A 15,332-nucleotide genomic window follows, 5' to 3' on the forward strand; every position below is an offset into this window, starting at 1 on the left:
ATCTTTCCGGCGTTTGCCTTCGTGACTCCCCGACTTTTCGCCCTGATTCCCTGTGCCGGCACGGGCAGCCGGTCCGGCTCGGCCGTGCCGAAGCAATATCGCACGCTGGCCGGCCGCGCGCTGCTGCACTACACGCTCGCCGCGTTCGACGCGTGCAGCGAGTTCGCGCAGACGCTCGTCGTGCTCGCGCCCGACGATTCCCATTTCGACGCACGCCGCTTCGCGGGCCTGCGCTTCGCGGTGCGCCGCTGCGGCGGCGGCTCGCGGCAGGCGTCGGTGCTCAACGGGCTGCTGGAGCTGGCCGAATTCGGCGCGACCGACCACGATTGGGTGCTCGTGCACGACGCCGCGCGCCCGGGCATCACGCCGGCGCTGATCCGCACGCTCGTCGCGACGCTGAAGGACGACCCGGTCGGCGGCATCGTCGCGCTGCCGGTGGCGGACACGCTCAAGCGCGTGCCGGCCGGCGGCGACGCGATCGCGCGCACGGAGTCGCGCGACGCGCTGTGGCAGGCGCAGACCCCGCAGATGTTCCGCATCGGCATGCTGCGCGACGCGATCCTGCAGGCTCAGCGCGAAGGGCACGACCTGACCGACGAAGCGAGCGCGATCGAATGGGCCGGCCACACGCCGCGCGTCGTGCAGGGCAGCCTGCGCAACTTCAAGGTCACGTACCCGGAAGATTTCGCGCTCGCGGAAGCGATTCTCGCGCGGGCCGCGAACGCTTCCTGACTTTCCCCTCATCTCAAACCGGATTACGCATGGATTTCAGAATCGGACAAGGCTACGACGTGCACCAGCTCGTCGAAGGGCGCCCCCTCATCATCGGCGGCGTGACGATTCCGTACGCGCGCGGCCTGCTCGGCCACTCGGACGCGGACGTGCTGCTGCACGCGATCACCGACGCGCTGTTCGGCGCGGCCGCGCTCGGCGACATCGGCCGCCATTTCTCCGACACGGATGCGGCGTTCAAGGGCGCGGACAGCCGCGTGCTGCTGCGCGAGTGCGTCGCCCGCGTGAACGCGGCCGGCTTCGCGATCCAGAACGTCGACAGCACCGTGATCGCGCAGGCGCCGAAGCTCGCGCCGCATATCGACGGGATGCGCGCGAACATCGCGGCCGATCTCGGGCTGCCGCTCGACCGCGTGAACGTGAAGGCGAAGACCAACGAGAAGCTCGGCTATCTCGGCCGCGGCGAGGGTATCGAGGCGCAGGCCGCCGCGCTGCTGGTGAAGCGGAGCGGCTGACGTCCGGCGTGGCGTGCGGTTCGCGCCGCACGCCACGCCGCCGAAATGAAAAATGCCACGCGAATGCGTGGCATTTTCGTTGGCAGCCGGCACGGCTCTCGCGGCCGCGCGACCGGATCGCTTATTCGCCTTCGGCGGCGATCACCTGCGCGGCGGCGTTGATCACCGACGCGATGCGGCCGACGTCGCGCAGCTGCGTGACGGTCATCCCTTGCTCGTTCTTCAGCAGCGCATAGTGCGACTTCACGCAGAAGTGGCACTTGCCGACGATCGACGCGGCGAGCGCGTACATCTCGAACTTGCGCTTGTCGACGCCACCGTGCGTTGCATACGCGCCCATCCGCAATTCGGCGCGCTGCGTCTTCAGGTCGGCGTCGTCGGCCATCTCGACATACGGATACCAGGTGTTGTTCATCCCCATCAGCGCGGCCGCCGTCAGCACGGCGTTCGTCTCCTCGGGCGACAGCACGCCGGCTTCGCGAATCGTCTTGACGAGCACCGTGCTCTTCGCCGCGATGGCCGCCGCCAGCGCCACGCCGACCGCGTCGGTGCCTTCGAGCGACGAGCGCGAGATCGTGCCGTCGAGGTTCAGGCGAATGTCCTTCGCGTAGTCGGGAATACGTGCCTTAATCGAGTCGATGAATTCCATTGATATCTCCTATGGGTTGGCCGTTAAAAAAGCCCGCAGGCAGGACGTGCGCCGCGGGCTTCGTGCATCGATGCGCTTACAGCGTTGCGCCGCCGACTGCACGGTTGCACGGGCACAGTTCGTCCGTTTGCAGGCCGTCCAGAATGCGCAGGACTTCTTCCGGGCTGCGGCCGACGTTCAGGTTGTTCACCGAAACGTGCTGGATCGTGTTGTCCGGATCGACGATGAACGTCGCACGCAGGGCTACGCCGGCTTCCTTGTCGCGCACGCCGAGCTGGTCGATCAGTTCGCCCTTGACGTCGCCGAACGAGTAGTGGTTCAGCTTGTCGAGGTCCTTGTGCTCACGGCGCCATGCGAGCTTGACGAATTCGTTGTCCGAGCTGCCGCCGAGCAGGACGGCGTCGCGCTCTTCGAACTGCTTCGTGAGCTTCGCGAACTCGACGATTTCCGTCGGGCACACGAACGTGAAATCCTTCGGATAGAAGTAGATGATCTTCCACTTGCCCGGGAACGACGCTTCGGTGACGGTCTCGAACGCCGACTGGCCGTTTTCCTCGTGATTGTTGAAGCCCGGCTTCGCGGCTACGACGGTGAAAGCTTCGAGTTTATCGCCCACGGTTTTCATGCGGATACTCCTGTGTGAGTTGGGAAGAAGACTGAGTCAAGCTACCTCGGTGCTGCAACGATGATGTGACAGCATGAAAGGGACTATAACACTATTGGTGCGCCGCTTCAATAGATTTTGACTAACGCCCTTCATAGCTTTTGTCAACCGGATCGATAGTGTGACGCGCAAGATGCGTGCGCGAACGTGTCATGCGGTCGCACGCGCCTTGCCGGCGCCGGGGAATTCGAGCGTGACTTCGAGGCCGGCGTCCGGGTGGCGGTTGCGCAGGCGCAGCGCGCCGCGGTAGCGGCCGACGAGCCGCAGCACGATCGCCATGCCGAGGCCTGTGCCGTCCGCCTTGGTGCGCGCGGTGTCGACGCGGTAGAACGGCCGCATCACGAGCGGCAGCTGATCCTCGGGAATGCCGGGGCCTTCGTCGCTCACCGACAGCTCGACGCGCGCATGCGATACGCGCGTCTCGAGCGTGATCCGCGAGATGCCGTCCTGCTTGCTCTGGCCGTACTTGCGCGCGTTCTCGACGAGGTTGCCGATCACGCGCCGCATGTCGGTCTCGTCGGCTTCGATGATCGCGCTCGGCGCGAGCCGCGTGCGGATTTCGACGCCGTCCTCGCCCGACACGCGCGCGGCGACGTCCTGCGCGACCGACGATAGATCGACGGGCTCGGGCTTGCGCTGCGACGGGCGCGCGTAGTCGATGAAGGCCGCGATGATGCGGTCCATCTGTTCGATGTCGTCGACCATCGCGTCCTTGGTCGCCTGGTCGGACGGGCTCATCTCGGTTTCGAGCCGCAGCCGCGCAAGCGGCGTGCGCAGGTCGTGCGAGATGCCCGCGAGCATCAGCGCGCGATCGGCCTCGAGCTGTTCGAGGTCGCGCACCATCTGGTTGAAGCTGCGGTTGGTCTCGGCCGCGACGCCCATCCCGCGCTCGGGCAGCGGCTCGGGCGCCTGGCCTGACCCGACCTGGCGCGCGGCGAGCGCGAGCCGCGAGAACGGCCGGTTCACGAGGCTGGTGATGAATGCGGAGCCGAACAGCGACAGCGCGAGAGCGAACAGCCCCCAGCCGGCCCACTGCAGACCTGTGACGTTGTCGAGCTGATCGCGATCGAGTGCGACCCAATAATCGTCGTCGTCGATCTTGAAGCTGATCCACACGCCGGGAATGTCGTTGACCGACTGCGCGATCACGGTATCGTCGCCGAGGCGGCTGCGGATGTCGTGTTCGATCAGGCGGTTCAGCGATTCGTCGGGCTGCAGCTTGAACTTGTCGGTTTTTTCGCGCGGGTACACGCGCACGCCCTCGTTGCTCTCGAGATCCTGCAGCAGCGCGCGCCGCAAGTCGGGATCGGAATAGAGCAGGGCGGTGCGCGTGAGCTTCACGACCGCGACGAGCTGGAGCGCGACGCGTTGCGCACGCGGCTCGCGCTCGATCACGCGAAAGCTCTGGAACCACGCGGCGAGACTGACCGAGATCAGCAGCGCGATCAGCAGGAAGGTGCGCCAGAACAGCCCGCCGAACGCGAGCTGCAGAAGGCGCCGGTCGATACGCATGGGACGGGCCGTGGGCGGGGCGAAACCGGGAAGGAAAAAGCTCAGGCAGCGCCGTCCGGGATGAACACGTAGCCGAGGCCCCAGACGGTCTGGATGAAGCGCGGGCTGCCCGGATCCGGTTCGATCAGCTTGCGCAGGCGCGAGATCTGCACGTCGAGGCTGCGGTCGAACACTTCATATTCGCGGCCGCGTGCGAGCTCCATCAGCTTTTCACGCGACAGCGGCTGGCGCGGATGACGCGCGAACACTTTCAGCACCGAGAATTCGCCGGTGGTCAGCGGAATTTCCTGGCCGGACTTGGTCAGCGTGCGCGTGGCGAGATTCAGCGAGAATTCGCCGAACTCGAATACCTCGGTGGTTTCCGACGGTGCGCCCGGCAGTTCGGCCGGCGCCTGGCGGCGCAGCACCGCATGAATGCGCGCGACCAGTTCGCGCGGATTGAACGGCTTCGGCAGGTAATCGTCGGCGCCCATCTCGAGGCCGACGATGCGATCGACGTCCTCGCCCTTCGCGGTGAGCATGATGATCGGCGTGCGGTCGTTGCTGCCGCGCAGCCGGCGGCAGATCGACAGGCCGTCTTCGCCGGGCAGCATCAGGTCGAGCACGAGCAGGTCGAAACGCTCGCGGACCCAGAGCTTGTTCATCGCGGTTGCGTTTTCCGCGACGTAGACGTTGAAACCCTGTTCGCCGAGATAGCGGCGCAGCAGATCGCGCAGGCGAGGGTCGTCGTCGACGACGAGAATCTTGGAGGGGTTTTTCGTTTCCATGATCGGCATCTTATCGCGAATGGGAATTGGCGCACGGCCGCGTATTTTCGTGCGTTACAGTCGGTTACAAAATTTACCCGTAGTGTCGTGCCGAGTAAAGGCACGCTATAGAGATTCCTTTACTCGAAGCCGAAATTCGGTAGATACTCCCCTGCACTCCATCTTTCATCTTTGTACACCCGAATTCCGCAGGGTTTTTCAAGTACCAGAGGTAGCCGGTTGCCGCGTGACGAAGGGAACAAATCGACCAAAGAAGCGAGGACGGTCATGCGATCTGCCCGGATTGCACTGATGCTGACGATCGCGCTTGCCGGTCCGTATGCGTCGAACCTCGCGTATGCGCAGCGCCCCGAGCAGGGCGCATCGTCGCGCAAGCTGCCGCGCGGCAAAGCGCCGCAGCCCGATCGCGCCGCCGATATGACGGCCCGTTCCGCCGTGCCTCCCGATCTCGAACAGCGCCGTCGCGACGGGCACATGACGCCCGAAGAGCGGCACCTGTTGCGCCAGCACATCGAAGACGCCGTGCGCGAGTTGTACAAGCGCTGATGCGTGCCGTCGTTCGCCTTGCGCGGAAATCCCCGCGCGGAAAGAATTCGTAGCATTTTTTCCGTCAACTTTCGGCTGCCGAATGCCGTTGTACGGGCATCCGCACCGCCGGTGCGTTCCGGGAGTCCATGACGATGAAAGCGAGCGCTGCCGCATCGGCGCCGTCGCCTGCCATGCAGTCGCCGCTCGATGCCGACGACGCGGTGTTTTTTCTCGGCCGCACCGGTTTTTCTCCCGCTCCCGCCGAAGTCGCGCGCATCGTCGGCATGACGCGCGCGCAGGTCGTGGCCGATACGCTCGGCAATGCACGACGCGAACCCGTCACGACGTGGCCCGACTGGCTCGCCGAGCCGCCGCCGACACGCGCGCAGCGCCAGGCGCTGACGCCCGACATGCGGCGCGACGAGCAGCGCGAGCGCAATCGCCGCTACGATGCGTTGCGCGCGGCCTGGGTCAACGAGATGGTCGCGACGCCGTCGCCGCTCACCGAGCGCATGACGCTGTTCTGGCACGGGCATTTCACGTCCGGGCAGGACAAGGTGCCTTACCCGCAGACGATGGCCGCACAGAACGCGCTGTTTCGCCGCGAGGCGCTCGGCAACTTCGGCTCGCTGCTGCACGCGGTCGCGAAGGATCCGGCGATGCTGCAGTATCTCGACGGCGCGAGCAATCGCAAGGGGCGCCCGAACGAGAATTTCGCGCGCGAGGTGATGGAACTGTTCACGCTCGGCGAAGGGCATTACACGCAACACGACGTGACCGAGGCCGCGCGCGCGATGACGGGCTGGACGGTCGATCCCGACACGCTGCGCTTCGCGGTGCGGCCCGAATGGCACGATGCCGGCGACAAGACGATCCTCGGCGAAACCGGGCCGTTCGACGGCGACGGCTTTCTCGACATCCTGCTGAAGCGGCCGGACACCGCGCGCTTCATCGCCGGCAAGCTGTGGCGCGAGTTCGTGTCCGATACGCCGGAGCCGCGCGCGCTCGACGCGGTGGCCGAGCGGTTTCGCGCGAGCGGCTACGACATTCGCGCGGCGCTCGCCGCGCTGTGGTCGACCGACGCGTTCTGGGATCCGCGCAACCGCGGCGTGCTGGTCAAGTCGCCGGCGGAATTCGTGGTTGGCTCGGTGCGGCTGTTCGACGTGGCGTACGGCGATCCGCAGATGCTCGCGAACACCGTGCGCACGCTCGGACAGAACCTGTTCTATCCGCCGAACGTGAAGGGCTGGCCAGGCGGCGCGCTGTGGATCAACAGCACGACGCTGCTGTCGCGCAAGCAGTTCGTCGAGCAGTTGTTCCGCGCGACCGAGACGGCCGGCATGCGGCCGCCGGCCCGTGCGATCGCGCCGTCGCCGAGCGCGCGTGTGCATGCGATGCCGGTGGCCGACGCGGCGTCCGCCGCCGGCCCGCGCGGCATGCCCGCCAAGCCCGCGCGCGGCGGCTTGCGTTTCGACCTCGAGCGCTGGCTCGCGCAGTATCGTGCGCGGCCTCAGGCGATCGCGGGATTGTCCACCGAGTTGCAATTGCAGCACGCGGTGCTGCAACTCTCGCCGGTCGCGGCGATCGACACGGATTCGACCGGCAGCGCGTATCTCGAGGCGCTGCTGATGGATCCGGCCTATCAACTGAAATGATGCGAACGACGACGAAGCGGGTGGCGGCCGCGGCCAAGGCGGCGGGCGGCGAACCAAAGGATGTGCGATGAACCGACGTGATTTTCTGACGCTGACGGGCGCCGCGGCGGCGGCCGGCGTGTCGATGTGGCAGGCGAACGCGGTGGCGGCTGCCGCGCCGCAGGCCGGCCGAAAGCCTGCGGCCGGGTATGCGAACGTGCTGATCCTCGTCGAGCTCAAGGGCGGCAACGACGGCCTCAACACGGTGGTGCCGTACGCGGACCCGCTGTACTACTCGTTCCGGCGCGGCATCGGCATCAAGCGCGAGCAGGTGCTGCAGCTCGACGCGCAGACGGGGCTGCATCCGTCGCTCGCGCCGCTGATGCCGCTGTGGCGCGACGGGCAGGTCGCGGTCGTGCAGGGTGTCGGCTATCCGCAGCCGAACTTGTCGCATTTCCGCTCGATCGAGATCTGGGACACCGCGTCGCGCTCGGATCAGTACCTGCACGAAGGCTGGCTCACGCGCACGTTCGCGCAGGCGCCCGTGCCGCCCGGTTTCGCGGCGGACGGCGTCGTGCTCGGCAGCGCCGAGATGGGGCCGTTGTCGAACGGCGCGCGCGCGATCGCGCTCGTCAATCCCGCGCAGTTCATCCGTGCGGCCCGGCTCGCCGAGCCGTCGTCGCTGCGCGAGCAGAACCCGGCGCTCGCGCACATCATCGACGTCGAGAACGACATCGTGAAGGCGGCCGACCGGCTGCGCCCGCGCGGCGGGATGCGCGAATTCAGGACGGCCTTTCCGGCCGGTGCGTTCGGCACGTCGGTGAAGACCGCGATGCAGGTGCTGGCCGCGTGCGAAGCGTCGGGGTCCGGCGCGCAGGACGGTGTCGGGGTGCTGCGCCTGACGCTCAACGGCTTCGACACGCACCAGAACCAGCCGGGGCAGCACGCCGCGCTGCTCAAGCAGTTCGCGGACGGGGTGAGCGCGATGCGCGCGGCGCTGATCGAACTCGGGCGCTGGAACGAGACGCTCGTGATGACGTATGCGGAATTCGGCCGGCGCGTGCGCGAGAACCAGAGCAACGGCACCGATCACGGCACGGCCGCACCGCATTTCGTGATGGGCGGTCGCGTGGCGGGTGGGCTGTACGGTGCACCGCCCGCGCTCGGGCGGCTCGACGGCAACGGCAACCTGCCGGTCGCGGTCGATTTCCGCCAGCTTTACGCGACCGTGCTCGGGTCCTGGTGGGGGCTCGACGCGACGCGCGTGCTGCAGCAGCGTTTCGACACGCTGCCGCTGCTGAAGGTGTGATGCGCGCCGCTCAACGGCGGCGCGCGGCGCGCCACGCGATCCACAGCTTGCGGATCGGCGTCAGCGCGATGCGCTGATGCAGCACCTGGTAGCCGTCGCGCGCGATTTCGTCGAGCAGCGCGCCGGCCAGCGCGATCTGCGCGCGCAGCGTGCGCTGCGCGCGGCGTTCGGCGGCGGGAATCGCCGCATCGGCAGCCGCGAGCGCTTCGCGCGCGCGGGTCGTCTGGAATTGCAGCAATTCGGTGAACGCGGGGCTGTAGCGGCGGTTCAGCAGGTCGGCCGCGGTCACGTTGTAGCGCTGCAGTTCGTCGATCGGCAGATAGATGCGGCCGTGGCGTGCGTCGTTGCCGAGCTCCTGCACGAATTGCGCAAGCATCAGCGCGCGGCCGACGTCCGCGGCCCACGGCTGCGGGTCGGCCGGGTGCGCCGAGCTGGCGCGCGCCACCAGCGACGCGAAGGTGCCGCCGACCTGCGCGATATAGCGCTGCAGGTTCGCGAAATCGAGGTAGCGCGCCTGTTCGAGATCCATCCCGTAACCGTTGACGAGCGTGCGCAGCGCATCGGCCTCGGCGGCGATCGCCGGGTGATGCTGCGCGAGCGCCTTCGTGACGGGGTGCGACGGTTGCCCGTCGGCCAGCGCCGCGAGTTCCTTGTGCCACCACGCGAGCTTCGTGTGTCCGACGGTCGGATCGCTGGTTTCCTTGACGGTTTCCTCGAGTTCGCGGCGCAGCGCGAACAGCGCGGTCAGGCGCGGCTGCGTGGCGAGCGGCGCCTGACGCAGCGCGTAGTAGACGCTGGAGCCTGCGGGGGCGGCCTTTTGCTGACAGTAGTCGTCGAAGTTCACGGGCTCAATCGGATGGGGCGGGTTCGGGGGACGCGCGGCGGCGCGCTGCCGAAACGTCGAGCGCGGCATTCTAGCACCGCGGCACGACAGGTGCCGGCGGGGCGAGACAACGCCGCACGGATCGGGTAGAATCTCGCGCTCGCCTGATCGGGCGTGCCGGTTTTCGGGCCGGCTGAAGTGTCCCGAGCGGTCCCGGGGGCGTGGAGCACGCATCTTGCGTCCCGCGCGGTCAGGCGACGGAAATGCGCGTGAGTGGCGAAATTGGTAGACGCACCAGGTTTAGGTCCTGACGCCCGCAAGGGTGTGCCGGTTCGAGTCCGGCCTCACGCACCAGAAGTCGAACGTGCCCCCGGCAGGGGCCGTTCGCGAAAAAGCGCTGCCGGTCGGCTGACCGCAGCGCTTTTTTATTGACGCCGATTTCGCCGCCCGGCATCGGACCTCGCTCGAAAAACCGGTCGCGTGTAATATCGTGCGCACTTTTCGCACAAGAAGTACAACGCACCGAGGGGCCCGCCGATGAAACACACCGTCCGTATCCCGATTTCCGTTCTGGCATTGATGCTGGCCGCGCCGGCCTTCGCCAACACGCCTGCCGACAATATCGCGTGGAGTGCCAGGCCCGTGAAGACAGTTGCATCGTCGTCCGCATGCTCCGCGTATTCGGGGCGTGTGATGTCGAGCGGCGAGCCGTTGTCGACGGAGGGGGTGTTGAAAGCGCTCGGCACGTCCCTGGCCGCCGCCGCGCTGGGCGCCGTCGCCGGCGGATATCAGGGCGCAGCCCCCAATCCGTGCCCGCGTCCCGGCCTGTGACTCGCTGGCAAGCGGATCGCGGAGCGCACCGCTGCAGTTGAAACGCGCACGATACGAAGCGCCGCGCGTCGCGTGACCGCGGCGCTTCGTCGTTTCCGGCGCGCCTATTCCCAGAAGCTGCGGATCGCGACGGCCACGATCACCGGCACCGAGAACACCAGTGGAATCGCGAAATACTGCGCTTCGCGATCGACGATCCAGCTATAGATCACCCACGCCGCGCCGATCGCGAACGTGATGAGGCCGACCGTCACGGCGGCGATGTTCAGGGCCAGTTTTGACGGCTGGCGGCGCGTTTTGGTGGTGTCGTTGTTATCGCGCGGGGACGATTTCATCGGAAGAGTGCGGCCTCGGGCCGGAACGGGAGTAAAGACACAGGAAACCCCATCCGTACCGATCGCGCAAGGGCCGGCGCATGCCGGCCCGGTATCGTTCGTCAGCGCGCGTTACAACCCGAACGACACGGCCAGTTCGTCGAGCAGTTCGCGCTGGAACGCGACGAACCGCTCGCCCGGCTGCTGCGCGATCGCCAGGTCGAGCATCGGATCGGCGACCTCGGTGCGCACGCCGGCCAGTTCCTCGACGATCGCCAGCCCGCAGAACGGGACGTACGCCTCCGAATAGCCGCCTTCGTGAACGATCACGAGCCGCCCGCCGCAATAGCGTTGCGCGGCGTCTTTCACCGCGCGGGTCATGAACCGGTAACTGTCGGTATGCAGCTGCATGCGCGCGAGCGGATCGACCGCGCTCGCATCGAGGCCGCTCGCGATGACGATCAGCTCGGGGCGGAAACGCGCCAGCGCCGGCAGCACGATTCGCTCGAATGCATACCGGTAGGCATCGTCGCCGCTGCCCGCGAGCAGCGGCACGTTCAGGTTCGCGCCGACGCCCGCGCCTTCGCCGCGATCGCCCGCGCCACTATAGCCGGGCGGGAAGCAGCGGTCCTGGTGCAGCGAGATCGTCAGCGTATCCGGATCGTCGTAGTAGATCGACTGTGTGCCGTTGCCGTGATGCACGTCCCAGTCGATCACCGCGACGCGCTCGATGCCGTGCTTCGCACGGGCAGCCTCGATCGCGATCGGGATGTTCGCGAGCATGCAGAAGCCCATCGGGCGGTCGCGCAGGCAGTGATGGCCGGGCGGCCGCGACAGCGAGAACGCATTCGCCGCGTGCTCGCCGACGACCGCATCGACCGCCGCGATCGCGAGACCGGCCGACAGCGCGGCGATCTCGTAGCTGCCCTTGCCGAATGGCGCGAGATCGCCGAGGTCGCCGCCGTTCGCGTCGCTCAGCGCGCGGAATGCGTCGAGATAGTGTGCCGGATGAATGCGCAGCAGGTCGACGGTGGTCGCGGGCTCGGCGCCGCGCAGGTCGAGCTGCGCGGCCAGGCCCGACGCCTGCACGAGCGACAGGAAGCGGCGCTTCGAATCGGGCGATTCCGCGTAGCCCGCGCTCGACGGTGGCTGGACCCAGCCGCCGACCGGAAAGAACAGCGCGTGCGTGCCGCCCGTATGCCAGAAAGTGCGTTCGTCGGTGAAGAAGGCAGTGCGATTCATGGATGCGTGACCTGTCACGGTTGGGAGGAAGCGGAGGGGCGCGCGCGGCGATCGATGTGGCGCAGCGCGGTGAACGACACGATCGCGACGGCCGTCGCGGCCGCGAACAGCGCGCGCATCGTGCCGCCGGCGTCGAGCATCAGGCCGGCCAGCAGCGGGCCGGCGGCGAGCCCCGCGCCGATCACGAAATTGAGTGTCGCGACGAGGCGGCCCGACGTGTCGATCTGCGCGACCGTCGCGAGAATGAACGGCAGCACGAAGGTCCACGCGAACTTGAACGCGAAGATCGCCGCGCCGTAGCCGCCGGTGTCACGCATCGCAGCGAGCGCGACGAGCGACGCCGCGAGCAGCGCATAGCCGGTCGCCAGCATCGCGCGCCGCGCGAGCCGGCCGCCCGCGCACGACGCGAGCGCCGCGCCGGCGATCCCCATCACGCTCGCGATCGCGAGCACGTTGCCGGTCGACTGCGGATCGAGCCCGGCCTCGGCCGCCGCACGGCTCGCGAACGTCCACACGCTGCCGATCGCGAGATAGAACGTCAGCACCGCGCCGATGGCGAGTACGACGAAGCGTCGCGGCGTCGGCGGCGCGTCGCCGCGCGCCGCGTACGCGGACGCCGCTCGCGTGCCGAGCGACGTCGGAAAGCCGCGCGACAGCGGCGCCGCGAGCAGCGCGAGCACGGCGAGCGCGACGTACAGCGCACGTAGCCCGAACGCGGCGAATACGTGCGGCAGCACGAACAGGCCGATCGCGCCCGCGATCAACTGGCCGACGACCCACAGGCCGTACACGCGGTCGCTGTTCGTGCTCGTCGCCGCGCTCGTCATGCAGAGCACCATCAGCGAGCCGCCGCCGAGGGCGGTGACGGCGCGCAGCGCGAGCAGCGCGGCAAACCCCGGCATCCACAGCGCAGTCAGCAGGTTGCCCGCGCCGAACAGTGCGATGGCGAACGCCGCGACGCGACGCGCGTCGACACGTCCGAGCCACAGGTACGACGGCACGGTCGCGAGGCTGAACGCGCCGAGTTCGACGAAGAAGTAGGTGCCGATCTGCGACGCGGACAAGCCGAGCTGCGTGGCGAGCTGACCGGCGACGGCGGGCGCCACGAGCAGCAACAGCGGCGTGATGGCCGCGAACACGACGAGCGCGACGAGCGTCGAGCGCGCGAACGTCGACACATGGCCGTCGTGCGAGGGGGCGACATCCGGGGGCAGGGTCTTCATGACAGGATCTCGTTGGGGGAATCAGAACAGGTGGTACATACCGACCATCGCGCCGAACTGCGACGCGCCGGCGAGCGGCGTCGGGTCGTATTCGTAGACGGTCTGCGAGCTCTGGCCGCTGTTGCGCGCATAGCCGAGGTTCACGTATGCGACGGTGCGTTTGGACAGCGCATACGTGGTGCTCGCGATGAACAACGTCGGGTGGCCGATCGCCGGCGTGCGCGCATCGGTGTGGTAGACGCCCGCGTTCAGGCCGATCCCGTTCGACGTCAGGTAGCGCGCACCGCCCCAGACGATCGTGCGGGCCGCGTCGAGGTCGCCGGTCAGGCGTTCGACGCCCGCATACACGGTGAGCGGCAGCGTGGCGAACGCATAACGTGCGGTGAGCGTGCCGAGTTCGCGACGCCGCGCGGACGCGTCGGCCGCCGCCGATACGTCGCCGTGCGCCTGATGCAGCACCGCGCTTACCGACAGGCCGTTGCTCGCATACTGGCCGCCGAGCTCGAGCACGCGTCCGGCGCGCGTATTGCCCGCGACGCCGGAGGTCGCGGCGAGGGCTTCGACGTCGAAACCGGCGAACGTCGGCGACTGGTATTTGACCGAGTGGTCGATGAAGTTCGCGTTCATCGGCACGAGCACGCCCTGGCCGCTGTACGACCCGTACCAGAGCGGGTCGTAGAACAGTGTCTTGTCGAACAGCACGCTGAACTGGCGGCCGAGCGTGACGGTGCCGACCGGTCCGGCGATGCCCGCGTATGCCCCGCGGAAGAACGCGTAGCCGGGCGCGGTCGGGGTGCCGTCGTTGACGTTGAAGCCCTGTTCGAGTTTGAACAGCGCCCGCCAGCCGCCGCCGAGATCCTCGTGGCCCTTGATCCCGAACTGCGAAGGCAGGATGCCGTAGTTCTGCAACTGCACGGCCGAACGGTGCCCGTCGGCGTGCGTCAGATATTGCACGCCGACGTCGAGCGCGCCGTACAGCGTGAGGGCGGACTGCGCGTGCGCGGCGCCGCTGCATGCGGCAAGCGCCGCGGCGGCCGTGGCCGTGCGGATGAAGCGGGGTGTCGTCACGTGGGGTTCTCCATGCCTTCCTGCATCGGTTCGTCGTTGGTGTGGTCGCGACGCAGTGTCCGCAGCGGGAAAACCGTCGAACAGTCGTCCAGATGAACGGTGCGGAAAACCCGCGGTGCGCGGCGCGAACGCCGCGCGATGCCGTCGCGCGCCGTGCTGCGCAGCAGCAAAGTGCGGTGTACCGTTCAAATGGATGGGATTGGCGAGCGTTTCGGCGCCGTGGCCCGCCAAAAAAGTCGCTCGCTATAATCGGCCGGTATCGTTGCGCACATCGGCGGCCCGACCGGACAGGAGAGCGGAAGGTGAGGATCACGACGGATATCGGGCAGGACCTCGACGCGCTGCGCGACGTGCCGGCCGCCATCGCGCTCGACGAATTCGCGTGGCCGCCGCTGCCGTCCCGGCGCGCCGATTTCGATGGCGTCACGCGTGGCGACGCAGCGCAGCGCGAACTCGGCCTGATGCTGCTCGACCTGTACGCGGTGGCCGCGCAGTCCGCCATCGGCGAATTCGAATACCGGTTCTTTTCGCTGCTGCAGGCGCTCGTTCCGTTCGATGCCGCGTGGACGGGCGTCGCGACCCATGTGCCGACCGGCCCGGTGATGCACAACAGCTTTTTGTACCGGTTGCCGCACGCGTTCTTCATCGACTGGAAGCGCGTGCGCGATTGCGACCCGCTCGCGCGCCGCACGCTGCACGGCGCGCACGGCCGCGCGGTGCGGCTGTCGGTCGTCGAGCCGGGGCTCGATGCGCGGTTTCGCGACTGGTGCGTGAAGTACGGGCTCGCGCAACTGATGTTCGTATGTACGCTCGATCGCCGCTTCGGCCTGACGACGTTCGTGTCGATCTACCGGCAGGGCCTGAACCGGCCGTTCAGCGACGACGAAGCACATCGTTTCGAGGAGGTCATTCCGCATCTCGCGGCCGCATTGACGATCAACCGTGCCGCGCAGCTCACGCGCGAACGCGAGCGCGCCGATACGGTCGTGCCGGCGGCGCGTGCGCTGTGCGACAACTTCGGTGTGCTGCACCATGCCGATCACGATTTCGACGACGTGCTGCGCACCGAATGGCCGGCCTGGGCCGGTGCGCGCGTACCGGAGCCGCTTGTCGCGCATCTGCGGCGCCAGCCGGGCCGGCCGTTCGTCGGCGACGCGCTGCGCATCCAGTGCGTACCCGTCGCGGGGCTGTTCCAGATCGAGGCGCGGCCGCGCTCGTTGCTCGACCGGCTGAGCCCGCGCGAGCTCGCGGCGATCCGTTATTACGGCGCCGGGCGTTCGCACAAGGAAGTCGCGCAGCAGATGGCGATCTCGCCGACGACCGTGCGCCACTACCTGCGCTGCGCGTACCGCAAGCTCGGCATGCACGACAAGAGCCAGATCGCCGGCGTGCTCGGCGCGACCAGCAGCGCGATCGACGACGAAGCGGTGGAGGCGGGCGGCATACCGCGCTGAGGTGCACGAACGCGTGCCGCCCGATGCACGGTATGCCGCGCAAATGGTTGTGCCCGCAACCATTGCG

Annotated in this window: 17 protein-coding genes and 1 tRNA gene; 8 read left to right on the forward strand and 10 right to left on the reverse strand. The window is 67.9% G+C overall.

Annotation, left to right across the window (positions count from 1 at the left end; translation table 11 throughout):
- Positions 1-21 precede the first annotated feature (21 nt).
- Together ispD and ispF are read left to right on the forward strand one after the other, a co-directional pair.
- Positions 22-732: a 2-C-methyl-D-erythritol 4-phosphate cytidylyltransferase gene (ispD, locus tag WS61_RS30110; RefSeq protein WP_059505987.1), complete on the forward strand. Its 711-nt coding sequence runs from the start codon at positions 22-24 to the stop codon at positions 730-732.
- 29 nt (positions 733-761) lie between these two features.
- Positions 762-1,247: a 2-C-methyl-D-erythritol 2,4-cyclodiphosphate synthase gene (ispF, locus tag WS61_RS30115; RefSeq protein WP_059505989.1), complete on the forward strand. Its 486-nt coding sequence runs from the start codon at positions 762-764 to the stop codon at positions 1,245-1,247.
- A 121-nt stretch (positions 1,248-1,368) separates the two neighbouring features.
- Here the strand turns inward: ispF and WS61_RS30120 are convergent, their stop codons facing one another.
- The 4 genes from WS61_RS30120 to ompR all read right to left on the reverse strand — a co-directional run bounded on the left by WS61_RS30120 (position 1,369) and on the right by ompR (position 4,848).
- Entirely contained in the window at positions 1,369-1,896 is a 528-nt protein-coding gene (locus WS61_RS30120) for a carboxymuconolactone decarboxylase family protein (RefSeq protein ID WP_006478562.1), read from the reverse strand.
- A 76-nt stretch (positions 1,897-1,972) separates the two neighbouring features.
- Positions 1,973-2,521: a peroxiredoxin gene (locus WS61_RS30125; protein WP_006478563.1), complete on the reverse strand. Its 549-nt coding sequence runs from the start codon at positions 2,519-2,521 to the stop codon at positions 1,973-1,975.
- Between the two features lie 189 nt (positions 2,522-2,710).
- On the reverse strand, positions 2,711-4,072 hold the full coding sequence (locus tag WS61_RS30130) for an ATP-binding protein (protein WP_059505991.1): 1,362 nt from the start codon (positions 4,070-4,072) through the stop codon (positions 2,711-2,713).
- Positions 4,073-4,113: 41 nt separating this feature from the next.
- Positions 4,114-4,848, reverse strand: coding sequence for a two-component system response regulator OmpR (gene ompR / locus WS61_RS30135; protein ID WP_006478565.1), 735 nt, complete (start codon positions 4,846-4,848; stop codon positions 4,114-4,116).
- 258 nt (positions 4,849-5,106) lie between these two features.
- On the opposite strand from ompR, the gene WS61_RS30140 reads away from it, so the two are divergent.
- The 3 genes from WS61_RS30140 to WS61_RS30150 all read left to right on the forward strand — a co-directional run bounded on the left by WS61_RS30140 (position 5,107) and on the right by WS61_RS30150 (position 8,310).
- Positions 5,107-5,385: a hypothetical protein gene (locus WS61_RS30140; RefSeq protein WP_034207558.1), complete on the forward strand. Its 279-nt coding sequence runs from the start codon at positions 5,107-5,109 to the stop codon at positions 5,383-5,385.
- A 134-nt stretch (positions 5,386-5,519) separates the two neighbouring features.
- Positions 5,520-7,022 (forward strand): DUF1800 family protein, encoded by a 1,503-nt coding sequence (locus WS61_RS30145; RefSeq protein ID WP_059506107.1) that lies wholly within the window; start codon positions 5,520-5,522, stop codon positions 7,020-7,022.
- A 67-nt stretch (positions 7,023-7,089) separates the two neighbouring features.
- On the forward strand, positions 7,090-8,310 hold the full coding sequence (locus WS61_RS30150; protein WP_059505993.1) for a DUF1501 domain-containing protein: 1,221 nt from the start codon (positions 7,090-7,092) through the stop codon (positions 8,308-8,310).
- Between the two features lie 10 nt (positions 8,311-8,320).
- Here the strand turns inward: WS61_RS30150 and hpnD are convergent, their stop codons facing one another.
- Entirely contained in the window at positions 8,321-9,154 is an 834-nt protein-coding gene (hpnD, locus tag WS61_RS30155) for a presqualene diphosphate synthase HpnD (protein WP_059506109.1), read from the reverse strand.
- A 246-nt stretch (positions 9,155-9,400) separates the two neighbouring features.
- Between hpnD and WS61_RS30160 the strand changes: the two genes are divergently transcribed.
- Positions 9,401-9,487, forward strand: a tRNA-Leu gene (locus tag WS61_RS30160).
- 183 nt (positions 9,488-9,670) lie between these two features.
- Positions 9,671-9,964 carry a hypothetical protein gene (locus WS61_RS30165; protein ID WP_059505996.1) on the forward strand — a complete coding sequence of 98 codons (294 nt, stop codon included), beginning with the start codon at positions 9,671-9,673 and terminating at the stop codon, positions 9,962-9,964.
- A 104-nt stretch (positions 9,965-10,068) separates the two neighbouring features.
- On the opposite strand, the gene WS61_RS30170 is transcribed toward WS61_RS30165, so the two are convergent.
- The 5 genes from WS61_RS30170 to WS61_RS35345 all read right to left on the reverse strand — a co-directional run bounded on the left by WS61_RS30170 (position 10,069) and on the right by WS61_RS35345 (position 13,981).
- Entirely contained in the window at positions 10,069-10,299 is a 231-nt protein-coding gene (locus WS61_RS30170; protein ID WP_059505998.1) for a hypothetical protein, read from the reverse strand.
- Between the two features lie 111 nt (positions 10,300-10,410).
- Complete coding sequence (locus tag WS61_RS30175; protein ID WP_059506000.1) at positions 10,411-11,520, reverse strand: class II histone deacetylase; 1,110 nt, start codon at positions 11,518-11,520, stop codon at positions 10,411-10,413.
- A 14-nt stretch (positions 11,521-11,534) separates the two neighbouring features.
- On the reverse strand, positions 11,535-12,743 hold the full coding sequence (locus WS61_RS30180) for an MFS transporter (RefSeq protein ID WP_059506001.1): 1,209 nt from the start codon (positions 12,741-12,743) through the stop codon (positions 11,535-11,537).
- Between the two features lie 21 nt (positions 12,744-12,764).
- On the reverse strand, positions 12,765-13,811 hold the full coding sequence (locus tag WS61_RS30185) for a porin (protein ID WP_059506003.1): 1,047 nt from the start codon (positions 13,809-13,811) through the stop codon (positions 12,765-12,767).
- A complete protein-coding gene (locus WS61_RS35345) occupies positions 13,808-13,981 on the reverse strand; it encodes a hypothetical protein (RefSeq protein ID WP_179949340.1) in 174 nt (57 codons plus the stop codon). The genes WS61_RS30185 and WS61_RS35345 overlap by 4 nt, the downstream gene beginning before the upstream one ends.
- Positions 13,982-14,113: 132 nt before the next feature.
- On the opposite strand from WS61_RS35345, the gene WS61_RS30190 reads away from it, so the two are divergent.
- Entirely contained in the window at positions 14,114-15,265 is a 1,152-nt protein-coding gene (locus WS61_RS30190) for a helix-turn-helix transcriptional regulator (RefSeq protein WP_059506005.1), read from the forward strand.
- Positions 15,266-15,332: the final 67 nt, after the last annotated feature.

Origin of the sequence: Burkholderia sp. ABCPW 11 (genome assembly GCF_001523445.1) — a bacterium.
GTDB lineage: Bacteria > Pseudomonadota > Gammaproteobacteria > Burkholderiales > Burkholderiaceae > Burkholderia.

Excerpts from the sequence above, each read along its gene's own strand:
- ispF (WP_059505989.1), top strand. The coding sequence starts at position 762 with ATGGATTTCAGAATCGGACAAGGCTACGACGTGCACCAGCTCGTCGAA.
- WS61_RS30120 (WP_006478562.1), bottom strand. The coding sequence starts at position 1,896 with ATGGAATTCATCGACTCGATTAAGGCACGTATTCCCGACTACGCGAAG.
- WS61_RS30125 (WP_006478563.1), bottom strand. The coding sequence starts at position 2,521 with ATGAAAACCGTGGGCGATAAACTCGAAGCTTTCACCGTCGTAGCCGCG.
- WS61_RS30130 (WP_059505991.1), bottom strand. The coding sequence starts at position 4,072 with ATGCGTATCGACCGGCGCCTTCTGCAGCTCGCGTTCGGCGGGCTGTTC.
- ompR (WP_006478565.1), bottom strand. The coding sequence starts at position 4,848 with ATGCCGATCATGGAAACGAAAAACCCCTCCAAGATTCTCGTCGTCGAC.
- WS61_RS30140 (WP_034207558.1), top strand. The coding sequence starts at position 5,107 with ATGCGATCTGCCCGGATTGCACTGATGCTGACGATCGCGCTTGCCGGT.
- WS61_RS30145 (WP_059506107.1), top strand. The coding sequence starts at position 5,520 with ATGAAAGCGAGCGCTGCCGCATCGGCGCCGTCGCCTGCCATGCAGTCG.
- WS61_RS30150 (WP_059505993.1), top strand. The coding sequence starts at position 7,090 with ATGAACCGACGTGATTTTCTGACGCTGACGGGCGCCGCGGCGGCGGCC.
- WS61_RS30165 (WP_059505996.1), top strand. The coding sequence starts at position 9,671 with ATGAAACACACCGTCCGTATCCCGATTTCCGTTCTGGCATTGATGCTG.
- WS61_RS30170 (WP_059505998.1), bottom strand. The coding sequence starts at position 10,299 with ATGAAATCGTCCCCGCGCGATAACAACGACACCACCAAAACGCGCCGC.
- WS61_RS30175 (WP_059506000.1), bottom strand. The coding sequence starts at position 11,520 with ATGAATCGCACTGCCTTCTTCACCGACGAACGCACTTTCTGGCATACG.
- WS61_RS30180 (WP_059506001.1), bottom strand. The coding sequence starts at position 12,743 with ATGAAGACCCTGCCCCCGGATGTCGCCCCCTCGCACGACGGCCATGTG.